The organism is Pseudonocardia sp., from assembly GCF_050246655.1.
GTDB lineage: Bacteria > Actinomycetota > Actinomycetes > Mycobacteriales > Pseudonocardiaceae > Pseudonocardia.
Genome location: NZ_JBFWVQ010000031.1, coordinates 19,570 through 37,865, shown reverse-complemented (window position 1 = coordinate 37,865; position 18,296 = coordinate 19,570). Strand labels below are relative to the sequence as shown.

The 18,296-nt window shown below is 71.5% G+C and carries 17 protein-coding genes, 1 tRNA gene and 1 pseudogene; 17 read left to right on the top strand and 2 right to left on the bottom strand.

The window, feature by feature from the left end:
• Positions 1–309 precede the first annotated feature (309 nt).
• The 10 genes from AB7J25_RS12830 to AB7J25_RS12785 all read left to right on the top strand — a co-directional run bounded on the left by AB7J25_RS12830 (position 310) and on the right by AB7J25_RS12785 (position 11,261).
• Positions 310–1,095 (top strand): helix-turn-helix domain-containing protein, encoded by a 786-nt coding sequence (locus AB7J25_RS12830; RefSeq protein WP_428508503.1) that lies wholly within the window; start codon positions 310–312, stop codon positions 1,093–1,095.
• A 42-nt stretch (positions 1,096–1,137) separates the two neighbouring features.
• Positions 1,138–1,458, top strand: coding sequence for a 2Fe-2S iron-sulfur cluster-binding protein (locus AB7J25_RS12825; RefSeq protein WP_428508501.1), 321 nt, complete (start codon positions 1,138–1,140; stop codon positions 1,456–1,458).
• Between the two features lies 1 nt (position 1,459).
• Entirely contained in the window at positions 1,460–2,809 is a 1,350-nt protein-coding gene (locus tag AB7J25_RS12820) for an NAD(P)/FAD-dependent oxidoreductase (RefSeq protein WP_428508499.1), read from the top strand.
• A 270-nt stretch (positions 2,810–3,079) separates the two neighbouring features.
• Positions 3,080–5,341: a YncE family protein gene (locus tag AB7J25_RS12815; RefSeq protein ID WP_428508497.1), complete on the top strand. Its 2,262-nt coding sequence runs from the start codon at positions 3,080–3,082 to the stop codon at positions 5,339–5,341.
• 70 nt (positions 5,342–5,411) lie between these two features.
• Positions 5,412–5,633 carry a hypothetical protein gene (locus AB7J25_RS12810; protein WP_428508495.1) on the top strand — a complete coding sequence of 74 codons (222 nt, stop codon included), beginning with the start codon at positions 5,412–5,414 and terminating at the stop codon, positions 5,631–5,633.
• Positions 5,630–6,955: a copper resistance protein CopC gene (locus tag AB7J25_RS12805; protein ID WP_428508493.1), complete on the top strand. Its 1,326-nt coding sequence runs from the start codon at positions 5,630–5,632 to the stop codon at positions 6,953–6,955. Before AB7J25_RS12810 ends, AB7J25_RS12805 begins: the two co-directional genes overlap by 4 nt.
• A gap of 20 nt (positions 6,956–6,975) precedes the next feature.
• The gene (locus AB7J25_RS12800; RefSeq protein WP_428508491.1) at positions 6,976–8,358 is read left to right on the top strand and encodes a PepSY-associated TM helix domain-containing protein; all 1,383 of its coding nucleotides are present in this window, start codon (positions 6,976–6,978) and stop codon (positions 8,356–8,358) included.
• Between the two features lie 98 nt (positions 8,359–8,456).
• A tRNA-Lys gene (locus tag AB7J25_RS12795) sits at positions 8,457–8,529 on the top strand.
• An 85-nt stretch (positions 8,530–8,614) separates the two neighbouring features.
• On the top strand, positions 8,615–9,928 hold the full coding sequence (locus tag AB7J25_RS12790) for a tyrosine-type recombinase/integrase (RefSeq protein ID WP_428508489.1): 1,314 nt from the start codon (positions 8,615–8,617) through the stop codon (positions 9,926–9,928).
• A 997-nt stretch (positions 9,929–10,925) separates the two neighbouring features.
• On the top strand, positions 10,926–11,261 hold the full coding sequence (locus AB7J25_RS12785; RefSeq protein WP_428508487.1) for a hypothetical protein: 336 nt from the start codon (positions 10,926–10,928) through the stop codon (positions 11,259–11,261).
• A 496-nt stretch (positions 11,262–11,757) separates the two neighbouring features.
• Here the strand turns inward: AB7J25_RS12785 and AB7J25_RS12780 are convergent, their stop codons facing one another.
• Together AB7J25_RS12780 and AB7J25_RS12775 are read right to left on the bottom strand one after the other, a co-directional pair.
• Entirely contained in the window at positions 11,758–12,483 is a 726-nt protein-coding gene (locus AB7J25_RS12780; protein WP_428508485.1) for an HAD family hydrolase, read from the bottom strand.
• Entirely contained in the window at positions 12,450–13,295 is an 846-nt protein-coding gene (locus AB7J25_RS12775; protein ID WP_428508483.1) for a GntR family transcriptional regulator, read from the bottom strand. Before AB7J25_RS12775 ends, AB7J25_RS12780 begins: the two co-directional genes overlap by 34 nt.
• 227 nt (positions 13,296–13,522) lie before the next feature.
• Here AB7J25_RS12775 and AB7J25_RS12770 point away from each other — a divergent pair, with 227 nt between their 5' ends.
• The 7 genes and pseudogenes from AB7J25_RS12770 to AB7J25_RS12740 all read left to right on the top strand — a co-directional run bounded on the left by AB7J25_RS12770 (position 13,523) and on the right by AB7J25_RS12740 (position 18,179).
• Complete coding sequence (locus AB7J25_RS12770) at positions 13,523–13,804, top strand: helix-turn-helix domain-containing protein (protein WP_428508481.1); 282 nt, start codon at positions 13,523–13,525, stop codon at positions 13,802–13,804.
• Entirely contained in the window at positions 13,801–14,013 is a 213-nt protein-coding gene (locus AB7J25_RS12765; protein WP_428508479.1) for a hypothetical protein, read from the top strand. Before AB7J25_RS12770 ends, AB7J25_RS12765 begins: the two co-directional genes overlap by 4 nt.
• A pseudogene (locus AB7J25_RS12760) lies at positions 14,010–14,264 on the top strand (WhiB family transcriptional regulator); the annotation flags it as partial. The gene AB7J25_RS12765 and the pseudogene AB7J25_RS12760, both read left to right, overlap by 4 nt.
• Positions 14,265–14,513: 249 nt before the next feature.
• Positions 14,514–14,888 carry a hypothetical protein gene (locus AB7J25_RS12755; protein WP_428508477.1) on the top strand — a complete coding sequence of 125 codons (375 nt, stop codon included), beginning with the start codon at positions 14,514–14,516 and terminating at the stop codon, positions 14,886–14,888.
• Positions 14,885–15,565 carry a DUF2637 domain-containing protein gene (locus tag AB7J25_RS12750; RefSeq protein WP_428508475.1) on the top strand — a complete coding sequence of 227 codons (681 nt, stop codon included), beginning with the start codon at positions 14,885–14,887 and terminating at the stop codon, positions 15,563–15,565. The genes AB7J25_RS12755 and AB7J25_RS12750 overlap by 4 nt, the downstream gene beginning before the upstream one ends.
• Positions 15,562–17,508, top strand: coding sequence for a type IV secretory system conjugative DNA transfer family protein (locus AB7J25_RS12745; protein WP_428508473.1), 1,947 nt, complete (start codon positions 15,562–15,564; stop codon positions 17,506–17,508). Before AB7J25_RS12750 ends, AB7J25_RS12745 begins: the two co-directional genes overlap by 4 nt.
• Positions 17,505–18,179 (top strand): hypothetical protein, encoded by a 675-nt coding sequence (locus tag AB7J25_RS12740; protein WP_428508471.1) that lies wholly within the window; start codon positions 17,505–17,507, stop codon positions 18,177–18,179. The genes AB7J25_RS12745 and AB7J25_RS12740 overlap by 4 nt, the downstream gene beginning before the upstream one ends.
• Positions 18,180–18,296: the final 117 nt, after the last annotated feature.

Here is an 18,296-nt window from a genome sequence, read left to right as displayed (position 1 = left end):
GGTGGTGGTGCGGCCCGAGCAGGCATGTTGCGGTCGTGGCCTGGACGTGGCGGACGATCGCCAAGATCAGGTACAGGACCGCTCACGTCTCGCCCCGGATTGGTTGAGATCTATGTTACGCCGCGTTTACGGCTGAGCGACATCTCGGTCATGGCGGTTCGGCGTAATTGGCGCCGCTGTTCGGGCGTCGTGTCGGTGACACCTCTGGGTGTGCTGCCCCGGTCCGGGCGACATGGGCTGCGCCGGGTCCGCGCCGCACGACGAGATGTGCGCCGGACCTGCGGGTTCGGCCGGAAGGAATTCGTGTGAATGCTGATGAGCGATGGTGTGAAACGTAATATCCGCGATGCTCGCGGATTGTCGTGCGAAGAATTGGAACTGCTCCGCCGAAGTGCCGTGAACGCGGTGGAGGCGGGCGCATTGCAGAAGGATGTCGCGGCGGAGTTCGGGGTGACCCGGAAATCCGTCGGGGAGTGGGTGCGCGCTTATCGGGCCAGGGGAGAGGCGTCGTTCCGGGTGGAGCAGCGCGGCCGCAGGCCCGGCCTGCAGCTGGCGCTGGGCGCGCCGCAGCAGGAGCGGATCCTTCGCCACCTCGTGGCCGGCCCGCCCGACCGGTTCGGGCTGCCCGCCCGGCTGTGGACCCGGCGCGCGGTCGCGGAGCTGGTGAACCGCGAGTTCGGCATGACCCTGGCCGCCTCCACGGTGGGCCGCTACCTGTACCGGTGGGGCATCGACACCACCTCGGACCCCTGCTGGCGGCCGCGGGCGGACGAGCAGGCGATCGCGAGCTTCCCGGAGCCTGCGTGGCCACCGGGCGACCGGGTGCGGATCGCCTGGACCAGGCCCCGCCTACCGCTCGACCTGGATCCCGCGAACGCGCTGCTCGCCGTCACCGGTCGGGGGTCCCTCAGCTTCCTGGCCAGCTCCCGGCCCTTCCGGGTCACCGCGCTCGACGAGCTGCGCCACCGGCTGCGGATGCACCTCGCACGCGACGTCCGGATCGTCGTCTGCTCCTGGCCGCCCGAGCAGTTCTCGGTCCTCGACAGCTGGCTGTCCGGACGCAGCGACGGGGCGACCTGCGCGACGTGCACCTGACGCCCGCGCCCACCGAACCGCCGACCACCAGGAGGAGACCCCGTGCCCACTGTCACATACCTGCTCGACGACGGCTCGCGCCGCACCGTCGAGGTCGAGGTCGGGACGAGCTTGATGAAGGCCGCGCTGGCCAACGACGTTCCCGGCATCGTCGGCGAGTGCGGGGGCTCGGCAACCTGCGGGACCTGCCACGTCTACCTCGAACGGGGCGTCGATCTGTTCGCTCCTCCGTCCGGGGACGAGGAGGACATGCTGGACTGGACGACCGCCGCCCGGGCCGGGAACAGCCGACTCAGCTGCCAGCTCGTCCCCGACCGCGAGGGCATGGACCTGGTCGTCCGCATCCCTGCCGAGCAGGGCTGACGTGGGCGGCGTGGTGGTGGTCGGCGGCGGGCACGCCGGCCTGCAGACCGTGGCGTCGTTGCGCGCGGGCGGATACCGGGGTGGCGCGACGGTGGTGTGTGCCGAGCCACACGCCCCGTACGACCGGCCGTCGCTGTCCAAGGAGATGCTCGCGGGCGGCACCGACCCCGCCGCGATCGCGATGCGCCCGCGGTCCTTCTTCGACGATCGCCAGATCGCGCTGCTCCACGACCCGGTGGTCGGGATCGACCGGGTCCGACGCCTGCTGCAGCTGGCAGGCGGGCGACGGCTGGGCTACGACCACCTGGTCCTGGCCACCGGGGCCACCCCCAGGCGGCTGCCGGTGCCGGGGTCGGGGCTGTCGGGCGTGATCGAGCTGCGCAGCCTCGACGACGCGCTCGCCCTGCGGGCGTCACTCGCGAGGGCCCGGCAGGCAGTGGTGGTGGGCGGCGGGTTCATCGGCCTGGAGGTGGCGAGCGCGGCGAGCGCGCGCGGGATCGACGTGGCCGTGCTCGAGCGGGGCGAGCGGCTGCTCGGCCGAGCGGTGACGCCGCAGGTCTCCGAGGCCGTCGCCGCCCACCACGTGGCCCAGGGTGCGCGCCTGTGCCTCGGCGAGTCCGTGACCACCCTCATCGGCCGGTACGGCTGTGTCACCGGCGTGGTGACGGGTTCCGGGCAGCTCCTGCCCGCCGACCTCGTCGTCGTCGGGGTGGGCGCGGTCCCCGAGACCGGCCTCGCCGCGCGGGCCGGCCTGGACACGGCCGACGGCGTCGTGGTCGACGGCTGGCTCACCACGAGCGATCCGCGGATCAGCGCCATCGGCGACTGCGCCACCGTCCGTGATCCGGCGACCGGGACGACGCGGCGCCTCGAGTCCGTCCAGAACGCCACGGACCAGGGGCGCTACGTCGCCGCGCGCATCCTCGGCGAGACGACGTCGCCGTACACCGCGGTGCCGTGGTTCTGGAGCAACCAGGGGTCGCTGAAGCTGCAGATGGTCAAGCTCGGGCCGGAACCCGACCGGTTGGTGCGCCGTGGCGGACCGCACCGGTTCTCGGTGCTCGGCTTCCGCGACGGGCTGCTGACCGCGGTCGAGTCGGTGAACGATCCGGGCACCCATCTCGCCGCCCGCAGGCTCCTGGAGCGGGTGGTGCCCCTCGTGGCCGCGCGGGCCGCCGCCGCCCCCGACCGGGGGGCGGAGGCCCGGGGGGGGGGGGGGGGCGCGTGGGCGGTGGCGCGAGGGGCGCCTGCGCGCCCGACCCGCGGCCCGGGTCCGTGGCATTCTGGGAATCCGCGAATCCGGCGTGATCGCCGGTTGCGGCACGTGACGCCCGGGCGGCGGCGGAGGTGAACTCTTTTCCGGCCTGTTCACCCGATCGATTATCCACCCAATTCCTCACGCAGCCCGACGGCAGATTACAGGTCCTTTTAACGTCTGCTTAACTCTCGGTGCGAATCCGGTAACGCCCGGCGTGATTCACTGTCCGCGTTCCACGCCCCCGAATTGTTTTGCGTGGAAATTGAGAGCTGACGAAATCACGAGAGGAAACCCATGTCAGTCCCCGCTCCCCAGGGTACTTCGGGATCTCGAAAACGACGTCGCCGTGTCACGGCGGCGACGGTGCTGGCGGCGACCGCCGTCGGCGCGACCACGGTGTCCGTGTTCCCCGCCACGGCATCGCAGCCGGTCGGCGCCGGGCCGCTGCCGATCACTTTCGAGCTGACCGACGAGAACGGCAACTGGTTCGACTCGGGCCTCAACCTGTTCGGCAGCCAGTCGCTCGCCGTGGCGGAGCTGCCGCGCGTCGGCACGTCCGGTGTCGGCGTGCCCAGCCTGGCGCTCTCGTCGTCGTCTGCGGCCGCCCCGGCCGTGCTGACCAGCCTCGATCCGGCGAACCCCCGCGCCGGGCTGCACGGGCCCGGGTCCGCTCCGGAGTCCGGCACGCCGAACCTGGTCGACGCGCTGGCGCTCGACAAGACCCTGGCCGCCGTCCAGGGCATCGGTGCGTCCAACCCAGAGGCCGCGCCGCTCGCCCTCGAGGCCGAGGGCCTGCTCGCCCAGCTCCCCGACGCGCTGGCGAAGCTCCCGGCCGACTCCCCCGTGAACCTGAACGAGGTCCCCGTCGCCGCGGACCTCACCCGGATCCTCGACTCGCTCAAGGAGTTCGCGGTCAAGGGCCCGGCGGTCACGGTCAACTTCACGGTCGACCCGGCGCGGTCGGAGGCCATTCGCAACCCGATCGGCCTGATCGCCCCCGAGGGTGCGCTGGGCTTCCCCTACGAGACGATGGAGGGTGCCTTCTTCGGCACGAAGTCCATCCAGCTCACCGAGCCCGGTCTGTACGCATTCACGGACTCGGTCGCGCCCTACATGCTCGGCGCCGTTGTCGTCGACGACCCCCTCACGTTGGGTGTGGACTTCGGCAAGAGCCTGGTCGTCAACGGGAAGCCCGAGGCGGTCCCGTCGAACGCGGACATCATCCAGCGGCTGGTGAACGCATTCTTCACGATCACCAACCCGGGCAACTGGCAGATGTTCAGCGAGACCGAGGAGGTGTCGTGGAACCCGGTCCAGCCGCCGGCGCCGATCCTGCAGTACGACTCGGCGGGCAACCAGGTGCTGGTTCCGAACCTGGACGCCTACTACGACAGCTACTTCAAGTACCCCCGGACGCTGCCGGCGCTGAAGAAGCCGACCACGCCCGGTGTCGGTGAGGTCTGGGTCGCCACCCAGATGGAGGACTACGCCGGCAAGGAGAAGCACGGCTCCATCACGAAGATCGACGTGGAGGACTGGTCGATCGACCGGAAGATCGCCGCTCCCTCGATCAACATGAACAACGTCCACAACATGTGGACCGACAAGGACTACAAGTTCCTGTACGGGAACGAGTGGTTCGGCAACGAGACCGACACGTTCGACCGCGAGACCGGCGAGTTCGTGCACAAGATCGAGGTCGGGCCCAACCCGGCGCACGTGATGACGCGACCGGGCTCCGACAAGCTCACCGTCGGTATCAACGCCGGCAAGGACATCGTCGAGCTCGCGCCGGGCGGCGGGGAGATCACCCGCCGGATCGCCGTCAACCCGGACAGCGGTCTCACACCGCACCCGCACGCCCACTGGACGAGCCACGACGGCAAGACGGTCGTCGCCCCCGAGACGATGACCAACACGGCCGTGATCGTCGACATGGAGAAGGGCACCGTCACGCACGACAAGGTCGGGGCATTCCCGATCGCCACGTCGATGACGCCGGACTCGAAGAAGGCGTACCTGTCCGACTTCCTCGGCATGAGCATCACGTGTGTCTCCCTGGAGGAGGACGCGTGTGCGACCGAGAGCGGCAAGAAGGAGCACACCTCGACCATCGACCTGTGGAAGAACTACAACCCGCTGACCGGACCCACCGGGGCGTGGGGCGGCCTGACCATCCAGCTCCCGGTGAGCCCGGACGGTAAGGCGATGCTGGCGGAGAACACGCTGTCGCAGACGGTCAGCGTGATCGACCCGAAGACGAACAAGCACATCAAGGACCTGCCGTGCAACGCCGGCTGCCACGGCGCCAACTTCGGGGCCAAGAAGGGCGGCGGCTACTACGCCTACGTGTCCAACAAGTTCTCCAACGCGATGCAGATCATCGACATCGACCCGAACGGTGACGGCGACATCGCCGACGCCGAGATCGCCGGGCAGATGGTGCTGGGGGCGACGGAGGACACCAAGACCGACGACGCGGTGACGGCCCACCCCGGTGTCGGCGGCCAGGGCGTGGTCGCGATCCCGCTGGTCTACAACGGCTGGTCCCAAGAGATCCCCGGTGCGTGGCGCAAGGACCTCACCTGCCGGCAGATCAACCCGATCGACAAGTCCGCCTGCTGATCGGGCTACCCCACAGCCCGGGGCCGGGCAGCGCCGCCCGGTCCCGGGCCCTCCCCCGAGGAGCCATTCCGTGACCCACCGCACGACGTCCGTCATCCGAGGGCTGATCGCCGTGATCGCGACCGGACTCGTCGCGGTGCCCGGTCTGGCCACGCTCTCGCCCGCCGCGCCGGCGCTCCCCTCCGGCGCGGGGGTGTTCCCGCCCGGCGGGCGCCCGGTCGGCGGCTTCGTCGCCGTCCTGGTGCTCGCCGGGCTCCGCATCCGGCGCCCGTCCCCGGCAGGTGGGCGATGACGCCGTCCACGACGGCCCGCCGGCTCGTCGGGATGCTCCTGCTGGCCGCGACCTGCTGGATGGCCCTGCTCGTCGCCTTCCCGACGCCGTCCGGGGACCCGGTGCTGATCTCCACCACCCCGGCCGAGGGCGAGATCGTCAAGTCCCCCGACACCGTGCAGCTCACCTTCGACCGTCCGGTGCCCGCCGGGCTGGGTACCGTCCGGATGACGAGGCCGTCGGGCGAGCAGATCGTCACCGGTCGGCCCACACACGCCCCCGGCACGGACGACACCCTCGTGGTGACGATGCCGCAGACCCGCTACGGCGGGACGTACGCGCTGGCGTGGTCGCTGCCGTCGACCCGGCTCGAGCCGATCGAGGGAACTCTCCGCTTCCACGTGTTCGCGCCGAAGCGGCCGGCCGCCCTCCCGGAGATCGCCGCCGAGCGCGACCGGGTCGTCGCGGTGGCCCACGGGGCGACCCGGCTGGTCGCGACCGCCGCGTTGACCGTCGGCGTGGGAATCGTCGTCGTCCTCGTCGCGGTGTGGCCCGCGGGCGTCGAACGGGCCCCGGTACGGCGGCTGATCAAGGCCACGTGGTGGGCGCTCGTCCTGGCGACCGTCGGCACGATTCTGACCTTCGGCGGCTACGCCGCCCGGACCCCGCTCGCGGAGTCCTTCGATCCCGCGCTGGTGGTGGCCACGTTCGGCGCGGGCGTCGGCGCCGGGCTCTCGGCGAGGCTGCTCGTGCTGGTCCCGGTGACCGTCGGGCTGATCCTGATGCTCACCGGGAACCCGGCCGGGACGGCCGTCCAGCGGTGGACCACCGCCGGCTCGGTGCTCGCGGGCGCCTCGGCGCTGGCGGCGACGTGGAGCTACTCGCGGCCGCAGGATCCGGACGGGCCGGCGCTGCTCGCCGTGACCTCCGAGGCAGGCCTGCTCCTGGCGGTCGCGGTCTGCGTCGGTGGGCCGGTGCTGCTGTGGACGGCGCTGCGCTGCGCCGCCGACTCCGAGCTGGGCGTCGTCGTGCCGCGACTCGCGCGACTCATGCCGGTGTGCGCCGCGGTGCTCCTGGCGGTCGCGGCTGCGACGGCCCGCGGGTGGCAGCTCGCGGCGCTCGTCGCCCTGGCCGCGCTCGTCGTCGCCGTCGCGCTCGCCGGACACGGCTGGGCGCGCCGTCGGGCGGACACCCGCGGCCCGGCCCGGCCCGGGCGCACACGCCTGCGCCGCGCGGTCGCCGTCGCCGCCGTCGCCGGGGCCGTGGCGCTGACGGCCGCCGCGGCGACCGCACCGGCTCCCGGCCACGCCCAGCTCGCGCTCGCCACCCGGTCGGCCCGATGACCCCGGTAGAGGGAGGAACCATGGTGTCCACCGCCGACATGCCCCGCACGTCCCGGGCGCCGCAGCCGCGCGCGCCCGGAGGCGCGGCCGGTGGCCCGGTGCTGCGCCCGCTCGCGCGCCGGGTGCACTTCCTGGCCGGGATCCTGATCGCACCGTTCGTGCTGCTGCTGTGCCTGACCGGTCTCGTCTACGTGTTCAGCCCGCAGATCCACGACAACCTCTACGCCCAGCAGCTCTACGTCCACCACGTGGGGGACGCGCCGCGTCCGGTGGCCGAGCAGGTCGCCGCGGCGATGGACGCGCACCCGGAGGCCGAGCTGCGCTCCGTCGTGCCACCCCCCGAGCCGGGCCGGACGACGCGGGTGAATCTGTCGGTGCCGAGCCTCTCGGAGCGCGGCGAGGCGCGCACCGTCTACGTCGACCCGTACACGAACTACATCAGCGGCGAGCTGACCACCATGAACGATCGCCTGCCTGCGAACGTTTGGCTGCGCGACCTGCACAGCAACCTGCACCTCGGCGAGATCGGACGGCTGTACGCGCAGGTGGCGGCGAGCTGGTTGCCCGCGGTCGTCCTCGGCGGAGTGCTGCTGTGGGTCGCGAAGCAGGGGCGGCGCCGGCGCAGTGCCCGGGAGCTCCTGGTGCCGGTGCCGCGCGGCAAGGGGACGCAGAGCAGGCTGCGCAGCGTGCACGGTCCGCTCGGGCTGTGGCTGGCGTTCGGGCTGGTGGGGATGAGCGTCACCGGCCTGATGATGGGCGGCCTGCCGAACGCGCGGGTGCCCCAGCTCGCGCTGGCCCCGGTCGCGGTCCCGTCCGACGTGCGGACCCTCACCGTCGACGAGATGCTCGACGTCGCCCGGGCCGAGGGTCTCGACGGCGAGCTCCGGGTGACCCCGCCTGCCGTCCCCGACCGGCCGGCGGTGGTCGCCGAGACGGCCCCGGGACGGGACGGCATCGCCGTCGATCCCTACACGGGGGCGGTGACCGAGCGCATCGGCTGGGACGACTACGCCTTCCTGGCGAAGGTGCGCACCCTCGGCACCGAGGCGCACACCGGTGCCCTCTTCGGGGTGGCCAACCAGATCCTGCTGGCCCTGCTCGCCGTCGCCACGATCGTGCTGATCGTGGTGGGCTACCTGATGTGGTGGGCCAAGCGCAGCCCCTACCAGGGGCCGTTGCCGCCCGCGCCGCCGCCCGCCGTGCGCGAGCTCACGCACCCCGTCCGGGCCGCGATCCTGCTCGTCGTCGCGGTGCTCGGCTACCTCGTGCCGGTGTTCGGGGTGAGCCTCGTCGCCTTCGTCGTGGCCGACCTCGCGATCAACGCCGTCCGGCGCCGTCGGGCGCGACGGCCGGTGCGGCAGCGCGTGACGCTGGGACAGCGGGAGCCGTCCCGGACACGATGACCGGCGTCGGCCGGGACCGGCCGTGCGGGTCGTGCGATCGCGGGTCCGCTCCCGGTTAGGCTGGTCGCGCCACCAGGCCGTTCGCGTGGTGGTGTGCCGGGCCTCTAGCTCAATCGGCAGAGCAGCGGACTTTTAATCCGCGGGTTCGGGGTTCGATCCCCCGGGGGCCCACCGGGTTTGACCAGCGATTACTCCGGCGAGACTACCGCCCAATTGATCGTCTGTCAATGACAGTGTCATTGAGTACGATCCTGCTGTGCCCAGACCCAGCGGGAAGGCCCGCCGTCGGCGCGGCCACATCCGGCAGCGCGGCGGGTCGTTCCAGGTCCTGGTCTACGCCGGCGTGGACCCCCTGACGGGCAAGGACAACTACCTCACCGAGTCGACGCGCGACGCGAAGGAAGCGGAGAAGATCCTCACGCGGTTGCTGTCGCAGGTCGACGAGCAGCGCAACGCGCGGACGAAGGCCACGCTCGGTGCGGCACTGCAGGAGTGGCTCCGCGGCCACGAGGCCGAGGAGAGCACGCTCGACGGCTACCGCGGGTACGTCCGGCGGACGATCGAGCCCGCGCTCGGCCACGTGCCGATCGCGAAGGTGACGCCCAAGACGCTGGAGGACCTCTACGCGGACCTCCGGCGGTGCCGGGCCCGCTGCCGGGACGGCGTGCCGGCCGTCGACCACCGCACCGCTCTTGAGCACGAGTGCCGGACCGTGCGGCACAAGCGGCGCCCTGGCCGCCCCGGTGCCTCGCCGCACGACTGCGCTGAGGCGGGTTGCGTGGTCGTCGAGTGCCCGCCGCACCGGTGCACGCCGATGTCGGCGTCGTCCATCCGGCAGGTGCACTGGATCCTCAGCGCCGTCCTCGGTGCCGCGGTGCGCTGGGAGTGGATCCGCTCCAACCCGGCCGACGTGGCGAAGAAGCCGCGTCAGCCCACGCCGCAGCCCGAGCCCCCGACGGCGGCGGAAGCAGCGCGGATCATCGAGGCCGCGTGGGCCGGTGGGGACGAGCAGTGGGGCACTCTCGTCTGGCTGGTCATGGTCACCGGGATCCGTCGCGCCGAGCTGCTGGCGCTGCGCTGGAGCCGGGTCGACTTCGAGGCCGGCGTGCTGACGATCCGGCGCAACTACGTGAACGGCGTGGAGAAGGACACCAAGACCCACCAGGTGCGCCGCCTCGCCCTCGACCCGGAGACCGTCGCCGTCCTGGCCGAGCACCGGGAGCGGTACGCCGAGCGCGTGCGCGCCCTCGGCGAGGAGCCGACACCCGAGGCGTTCGTCTTCTCGCATCGCCCGACCGCGGATCGTCCGATGGACCCGAGCGCGGTGACGCACCGGTACGGCGCGATGTGCGCGAAGCTCGGCATCGACAGCCACCTGCACGCGCTGCGGCACTACTCGGCGACGGAGCTGCTGACCGCCGGCGTCGACCTGCGCACGGTTGCGGGTCGGCTGGGCCACGGCGGAGGCGGTGCGACGACACTGCGGGTGTACGCGGCTTGGGTCGGCGAAGCCGATCGGCGGGCCGCCGAGATTCTTGGCGACCGCATGCGCCGACCGACGTCGCCGTAACCTCCCAATCGATCAAGCCGGACCCGTGCTGGGTGCGGACCGGCTGCGAACGACCCACTCCTCCGGCAGCGGTGGCGGGCAGCTGGCTACCCGACGACGAGGCCCGGCGTGAGCGGCTTCGGGTCATCTCCGCTGGCCGTCGATCGTCTTCGCGCGCTCGGCCGGCGTCAACATCGCCTGATGTCGCACCGACCGGGCACGGCGCCATGGTGTCCGGCAGCGGGATCGGTGTACTGGGTTGACCCCGGACCGGACCTGCCACGAGCCAACCAGGAAGGCGACGATGGCTGCCGTGTGCGGGATCGTCCACGTCGATCCCCGGACGGCGGCCTGTTGGGTGCCGGCCGCCGGCTCCCTTCCGAACTACAATGGTGAAAGCACCTGCTTGGACCTTGCTGGCCACCCCTTCGATAAGCCACCATCGAATTGCTGAAATGGCGCATTGGGGGGTGCACCGTTGAATGACTATCTTTCACTCCTGCCTTCTACGCTTGCGTGGACTGCTAAGAAGCTGAGCGACGCCGCAAGTCCTTGGTGGCCGTTATGGATCGGCGGCCTCTTTCCTGTGTTCTTGATCGGAGTGACCGTGTGGGTGTGGATCGTGCGCGGATCCCTCCTTCCGGTTCGATGTGCGTATCCATTCACCGCGCGGAAGAGGCCATGTAAGAGGCCAGTACCTGGGGAATGGTATAGGTGTTTATATCATAACTGGTTGGCGAGCTATAGATTCCATGACGTAGATCCGTCCATAAAGCGTTGGCAGGTGGCGAACCGCCGTGGAGACCTTGTCGACCGGGCCGCAGTGGGCGTCGGCCTATTTCGAACGAAGGAGCCAGTCGCGCACGGACTTCTTTATCGAAATGGATATGCTCGGACACCGGTCGACGCGCTCAAGCAGCTGCCGAGGTTCGTTCGCAAGTTCTACGAGCGCGTAAGCTCGATTTCAATTAGGCGACCGAGCAATGAGGCCTTGCTTTGGGCGCACTCTCGGGAGGGGGTGGCTGCTCAGGTTGACTTTGCAAGCGAGCTGCCTGCAATCGTTCGAGCGACGCGTGTTGCCGTTCTCACGTTCGCCGCAGCGCTAGTCCTTACTGTAGTTGCGGCGATCTTTGATGCCAACGCCAACGCTCAAGTTGTATTTCAGTGGGCTGCAACGCTGGCATTTGTCGTGGCATGGGCAGCGAGCTACTCCGGCATCTATAAACGAGAGGAGAACTGGTGGCGTGGAGCCTGCTTCTCCGCCATCAAGTGGTGGGGTGGGATCTTTGTCCCGGTTGCGGCAATCAACCTATTCTTCTCATTCGCCAACAGTTCGGCGTCTTCGGTCGGCTGAGATGTGAGCGCGACGATCATGCTCTTCGGCAGGTTGTGTGAGCCGGGTCCGGCTCGGTGGCTTGAATTCCTGGCGGCGACGTCGAGCTTCAGCTGGCCCAGTTGACCCTTGCCGCTGCGAGGTTGTCCGGGTCGGGCTACCGAGGGTGTGGTCTCTCCTCGCGTCGGCGTGGTGACGGTGCCCGGGAACCCGGCGACGCTCCAGGCCCTGCGGCCGCTTCGCGGTCGCCTGCGGCGAGCCCGGACCGCCACCGGGACCCCGGGCAGGACTCCGTCACGCCGACGCGAGGAGAGACCCAGCTGATCACCCGGCCGCAGGTGTGCCCGCCGTCGAGTTCAGTGCACCGTCCCTGTCGGGCCGGCTCCCTCCGGGGGCCGGGCGCTGCCCGGACCCGGCCTCGCTCGGAGAGCCCCGACGAGAGCCGGGCGCCAGCCGGGTCGAGGTCGAGCAGGGTGGGCCGCGGCTGCCATCGCCTCGTGCTCGGCGTCGGACTCGCTTACCTACGAGGTGCAGGAACGTCCCGGAGCTGTTCGGCGAGCACCTGCATGTCCTTGATCACCACGTCGGCGTCGGCGAGCAGTTCTGTCTTGCCGGGCGTGTCGGCGTAGCCGATGCACCGGACGCCGGCGGCGCGGGCGCCGACGATGTCGGTCAGGGAGTCTCCGACGAGCACCGCGGCAGACGGGGCGATGCCCAGCGCGCGCACGGCGTGCTCAATGGGTGCGGGATGTGGCTTCATCAGCTCCGGCCGTCCGTGCCGCCGGCCGATCACGCGCCCGCCCACGAGGTCGACGAGCCCGTGCAGTTCGAGGTAGGTCCGCACGGCGCGCGCAGAGTTGTTGCTGACCACGGCCAGGCCGCGGCCGGAGTCCCGGCAAGCCCGCATGCTGGCCTCGCCGCCGTGGCTGGGCGCCGCAGTCTCGATCGCGAGCGTCTCCAGCTCGGTCAACCGGTCGTCGGCGGCGATCGCGAACTCCGGCCCCCATGCCGGCGTGTCGATGAGCACGCGCAGCGGATCGTCGGAGCAGCCCGCGGCCGACCACACGAGATCGGGGCGGAGCGCTTGCAGGTCGAGGCGCAGGTGCTCGGCGACCTTCGGGGCCGGGTAGCCGGCGAACACCGAGCAGATGGGGCCGTCGAAGTCGAACAGCACGGCCTCGATCGTCGCGAGCAGCTCGCGCAGGTGCGTCACGTCGACGACGGCTTCGCGACCGTCTGCCACACCGAGTCGAACCATCGTTGTGCCTCGCTCACGTACTGGGTGCCGGTCGAGGTGTCGTCCTCGCTGGCGGCGAAGTGGAAGAGGATCGCGTCCTTGCCCATCGGGTCGAGGATCGCGGTCGGTTCGCGGTCGATGAGCACCTTGTGCTCGACCACGGGGTAGAAGCCGAAGAACACCTCCTCGGCGTTGATGATGAAGAGCTTGAAGAGCGGGCTGGTTCCGAACGTCCGTACCTCCAGCGAGGCTGCCTGCACGAGGTCGAGTTCGGCCAGCTCGTGCAGCGCGTCCGCCAGCGCCCCGCTCGCCCGGTCGCTGATGTGCGCCACGCGCGCGCGGACCCGCTCGTCGTCGGCCGCGGTGCTGGCGAGCGCGGGGAGCCCGGCCGGTACCGAGAGGTCGGGCAGCAGCACCCGCAACGTGATCGAGTCCGGGGTGAGCCGGCCGATGCGGATCTTGTCGAGGGGCTCCTGGAGAGCGCCGGCGAGGGTCTCGCCGGAGAACCCGGCGAAGTCGATCGTCACCCTGTCCCGCTCGAATGCCTGCTCCACGTGCGGGCGCAACCCCACCGCGCGCTCCGTGCGCTGGCGCACGAACGAACCCTTGCCCTGTCGCGAGATGACCAGGCCCTCGTCGCGCAGGACTCCGACGGCCTTCTGCACCGTCATCAACGACACGCCGTAGGACTTGGAGATCTCGTTCAGCGAGGGCAGTTGCTCCCCGGGCTGGAACTTCCGCGTGCGGATTGCGGCCCGGAGCGCGTTCGCGACCTGCTGAAACGGCGGACGCGGGTCGTCAGGGTCGAGTGGTTCCACGGGTCAACAGGGTAGGACTACTCCAACATCTTTGCTAGCCCAGCTAGTACACCCGAACGAGCGAACGCACTCTGCCAACTTTACTAGCTATGCTGTCTCTGCAAGTAGACCAGAGACGGGAGTGCGAGATGCAGGGAACGGACAAGTCCGCCGCCCCCAGGCGATCGGACGGTCACCAGGACGGACCATCGGCTGGCGACCTGCGCGGGGTCCTCCGACTCCGCGCGTTGGAGAGCGCGATCGGCAAGAGGGCCGCAGGCGTGCCGAGCTACTCGGTGCCCGAGGCCGCGGTGCTGCTGAGCATCTCCCAGGAGTACCTCTACCGGCTGATCCAGTCCGACGGCTTCCCCGCCGTGCGGATGCGAGCCGGTGCCGGTCAGGGCCGCTACGTGATCCCGGCGCGGGCCATCGAGCAGCTGCTCGACGCGGCCGCCGACGCCGGAACCACGGTCGAGTCGGCCGACTTCACCGCGCAGTGGCGCCAGCGCACCTCCGGCGGTGCCGCGTGAGCGTCGGAGTCCTGATCTTCTTCGCCATCCTCGGCGCCTTCATCTGCGCCAAGGCGCGGGTTGCCGGGGGAGCGGTCATCTTCTCGCTGATCGCGCTCGTGTTGTTCATCGGAACGCCGGTCGGCTCGGGTCTGCCCGGCGCGATCGGTGCCGTCCTGCAGTCGGTCTCCCAGGCGTCCGAGCCGCTGACCGAGGGAGGTGTGGGATGAGCCGGCCCACGATCGGTACCGGCGACTGGCGGCACCTCGCCGAGTGCGTGGCGGCGGACCCGGAGCTGTTCTTCCCGACGGCGGAGGCCGGTCCGGCGCTCGCCGAGCAGGAGGCTGCGGCCAAGGCAGTGTGCGGGCGGTGCCCGGTGCTGGCGCAGTGCCGGCGGTGGGCCGTGGCCCAGCTGCCGGACGGCATCGCCGGTGGGCTCACCGAGAACGAGCGGCGCGGTCTGCGCATCCGCGAGACCCACAGCCGGAGGGCCGTTCCGGTCAACGCCACCGCGCGTGAGCAGGCAGCCGCGGGACGAGCGGCTCTGCGGTGCGGGCGGACGCCCGTCGAGATCTCGCGCGAGTTCGGCGTCAGCGTGCGGACCGCCCAACGGTGGGCCGCGCAGGTCAGACACACGGCGGACGAGAGCCACGGCGGCAACCGGGCTCCCGTCCTGATCTCCCACAACAGCACCCGGGCGGGGACCGCGATGGAAGGACACCGAGGGTAGATGAGCATTCACGACGACAGCAGCGGCCGTTCGGCGGCCGTTGCCCACGCCGAGATCGGCGGGGACTCGTGGCGCTCCGTCGCGCACGCGCAGCGGGCCGCCACTCCCGACCACTCCGACTGGTACGCGATCACCGGCGAGCTGGTCGACACCCTCCGCTGCCTCGCGGCGGTGGCATCGGTGCTCGCGCAGCAGGCCGAGGGCTACGGGCGCGGCCGGGTATTGCGCGACGACGCCGGCGCGGACCCGGCATCCCGGCTCGTGGAGGCCTGGTCGCTTGGCGTGCAGCTGCGCGCCGAGATCGACATCGCCGAGCGCACAGCCAACCGGTTCTGGTCGGCGATCGGCCACATCGCGGTGGAGGTGGGGCCGTGAACTCCCGCGCCGTCCTCTACGCGCTTCTCGGTGTCGTCGCCGCTGCGGCCGCGGTGCTGAGCTTCTCCGCCCTGCGCGATCTCGCGCTCGTCTGCGGGTTCGCCCCGCAGCTCGCCTGGTTGCTGCCCGTCGTCGTCGACGCCGGCGCTGCGGCCGGATCGCTGATCTGGTTGGGCGGGCACGCCGGCTCTGCCGCCCGCACGTTCGCCCGGGCCCTGGCCCTGGCCCTGCTGGGGCTCTCCGTCGCGGCGAACGCGCTCGGACACGGGCTTGCCGCGTTCGAACTCGCACCGGCGTGGTGGGTGGTCGTGATCGTGTCCGCGGTTGCGCCCGCCGTCCTGGGCGCCGTCGTGCACCTGGCGGTGCTGGTCGGCAGACCAGAGCCCGTAACGGCCGCCAGGACCGACTTGGACGAGCCGATCCCGTACCAGCTCACGGACGCAGACGAGCCCGAGCTGCTCGACGAGCTCGGCCTGTCCCGGCACTGGGACGACGCGCCGGCGGTGCACGACCGTGCGACGGAGCTGATCGCAGCCGGTGTCGGACGGCGCCGGCTCTCGCGCGAGCTGGAGATCACCGAGTACGAGGCGCGCCAGCTCATCGCGCGCACCCGCAACCACCACGACGACGGCGAGCCGGTCACGGCGTCGCTCAACGGCATCGGAGACCCGGCATGAACGTCTGGACCTTCATCCTGCTCGCCGCCTCGACCCTCACCGCGCACGTCGGGTGGCGCCGAGGCGCGCACGCGATGGCGGTGTGTGCAGGCGTGTTCGCGGTGCTCCTGGTGTGGTCGGTGCTCCGGGAGCTCCACCCCGTCGTCGCGTTCGGGCTGGTCGGCATCGGTGCGGCCGCGGCCTGGAACCGGTGGGTGCGCAGCTCCGCCGTCGTCAACCGCTGGGGCCTGCGAAGCCGCCGCACGTCCGGCGTCGCGTCGCGGGTGGACATCTTCCGCTACCGCGGAGCGTTCGCGATGCGTCGACGCGCGGCCACGTTGCGCCCGTCCCTGCGCATGCCCGCGTGGGGTGCCCGGGTGGCGCAGCTGCTGCGGCTGCCGGTGACCGAGGTCGCGGTGCCGTTGTGCCGGACCGGAGGCGTTCGGGTCTGGTCGGCCTGCGAGGAGGTGGTGCTGGAGTTCGGCGGGCCGCGCAAGGGCAAGTCGCAGTCGCTGGCCGGCGCCATCCTCGACGCCCCCGGCGCGGTGATCGCGACCTCCACGCGGCTGGACCTGCTGGATCAGGTCGGACCCATGCGAGCCGAGCGTGGCCCGGTCTACGTGTTCAACCCCGTCGGTCTCGGCCTGCGCACCTCGACGATCACGTTCGACCCGTTGATCGGCTGCACGGATCCGGTCACGGCGATGGAGCGCGCCGCCGACATGATCGGTGGCGGGGCCGGTCCGTCCGGGTCCGGAGGAGACCGGGAGTTCTGGGACAAGCAGGGGTGCCGTGTCCTCGCCGCCCTGATGCACGCGGCCGCGCTGGGCGGCACGTCGATGGACATCGTGCAGGACTGGCTCGCTGACCTGGACGGCTACCAGCAGGAGATCACGCGGCTGCTGCGCGACCACTCCACCGAGCCCGGCTTCGTCGCGGCGATCAACCAGTTCATCGGCACCAACGACCGCACCCGCACCAGCATCACGGCGACCATCGCGCCGGCGCTGGGCTGGCTGACCCACGGTCCGGCCCGGGCCGCTGCGGCGCCTGCCGATGACGGCGGGCGCCCGTTCGACGTCGAGACGCTGCTCGACTCCCGCGCGCTGGTGTTCATCGTCGGCGGCGAGGAGGCGCAGGTGGCGCCGCTGGTGTGCGCGCTGACCGGCTACATCGCCCGTGAGGCCCGCCGGCTGGCCGCGTTCCGTCCGGGTGGTCGGCTCGACCCGCCGCTGTCGTTGCGGCTGGACGAGTGCGCGCTGATCTGCCCGGTCCCGCTGCACCAGTGGACCGCGGACATGGGCGGTCGCGGGGTGAACATCGTGGCCTGCTTTCAGTCCCGCGCGCAGCTCGTGGACCGCTACGGCGAGGCGAAGGCAGCGACGATCATCAACAACTCGGGAGCCCGGGTCCTCTACGGCGGCACTGCCGACCGCGACGACCTCACCTACTGGTCGTCCCTGGCCGGGGAGCGCGACGAGTGGGTGCCTGCGCTCGACGCGAACGGGCGCACGACGTCCCGGCACCTGCGCCGGGTGCCGGTGCTGCCCGTGGCGCAGCTCGCCACCTTGCCGCCGGCCCGCGTGGTGGTGTTCACGAGCGACATCCCGCCGGTGATCGGCTGGGCGGAGCAGGCGTGGCGCCGTCGCGACGTGCGGGCCCACCACAACCCGGGTGCGCTCACCGTCCGCGCTTGCGCCGGCCTCGCCCGGCACCGAGTGGCGGCGGGTCGATGGATCGTCGCGAGCGCCCGCGGCGCCGCCCGCACGGTCAGTGGATGGGCGGCCTCGCTGCGGCTGAAGGTGACCGGGCACGGCGGGCCGATCGTCTACCGCGGTCCCTGGGACATCGACGCTGAACTCGCCCATCCCGCGAGCCCGACCACGGGCGGCGATGTCGTCCCGCTGCGACCTTCGCGCCGCGACCAGCCCGGCGACGGCACGACCGGGGGGCCGAACCGGTGAGTGCGGACAAGAGCGAGCCGCGGGACCCGCATGTGCTGGCCGTCGCCCGGGTGCTGGACCGGACCGGGCGGAGGGTCACCGCGCTGGAGGAGAACGTGCGCCGGATGGCGGCCGATCTCGCTCGCCTCGCGGGCGCGGTCGCCGACCGGCCGGTGCCTACGGCGTCCGCGGCGCCGGACGCCGAGATGCGGCTGATCGAGTCGTGGCTGCTGGCGGCCGGAACGGACGCGGAGCACCTCCCGGCCGTGCTCACTGACCTGATCACGTGGCTCGACCTCGTGTACCTGCGGTTCCCCGACGCACTGCTGACCGGGTGCTGGCTCTGGCACCCCTGGGTGGTCGAGGAGCTGTGGTGGCTGCGCGGCGCCCACGCTGACGCCTACGACCCGGAGACCGGCTCGTGGTTACGGGTGGGGGACTGGCACGACCGGCAGCGCCCCGGCGTCGCCCGGCGGGTGCGGGAGGTGCTGGGCAAGTGCGACCTGTCCCTGCACGTCGGCGACCGGGCCGACCGGGGACCGGCCGTCGAGCCGCCGCCCGCGCCCCTGGCGCAGCATGCAGCAGCCCTGGCGGGGGAGTGGGGACGGTCCGGCACGGCGCCTGCCCCGACCGACGAGCAACTCGACGAGGACCGCGCCCAGGCCGCGACGCAGATCCGGCGGCGGCGATGACCGGCTGCACCGTCTCGGGGTGCCGGCGGCCGCACCTGGCACGCGGGTTCTGCCGAGCGCACTACCTGCGGTGGCGGCGCACCGGTGATCCGGCCGCCGGGGTCCCGGTCGCCGACC

Bases quoted from the DNA above. Each gene is read 5' to 3' on its own strand.
- AB7J25_RS12830 (WP_428508503.1), top strand. From the start codon at position 310: ATGCTGATGAGCGATGGTGTGAAACGTAATATCCGCGATGCTCGCGGA.
- AB7J25_RS12805 (WP_428508493.1), top strand. From the start codon at position 5,630: ATGACGCCGTCCACGACGGCCCGCCGGCTCGTCGGGATGCTCCTGCTG.
- AB7J25_RS12800 (WP_428508491.1), top strand. From the start codon at position 6,976: ATGGTGTCCACCGCCGACATGCCCCGCACGTCCCGGGCGCCGCAGCCG.
- AB7J25_RS12755 (WP_428508477.1), top strand. From the start codon at position 14,514: ATGAGCATTCACGACGACAGCAGCGGCCGTTCGGCGGCCGTTGCCCAC.
- AB7J25_RS12745 (WP_428508473.1), top strand. From the start codon at position 15,562: ATGAACGTCTGGACCTTCATCCTGCTCGCCGCCTCGACCCTCACCGCG.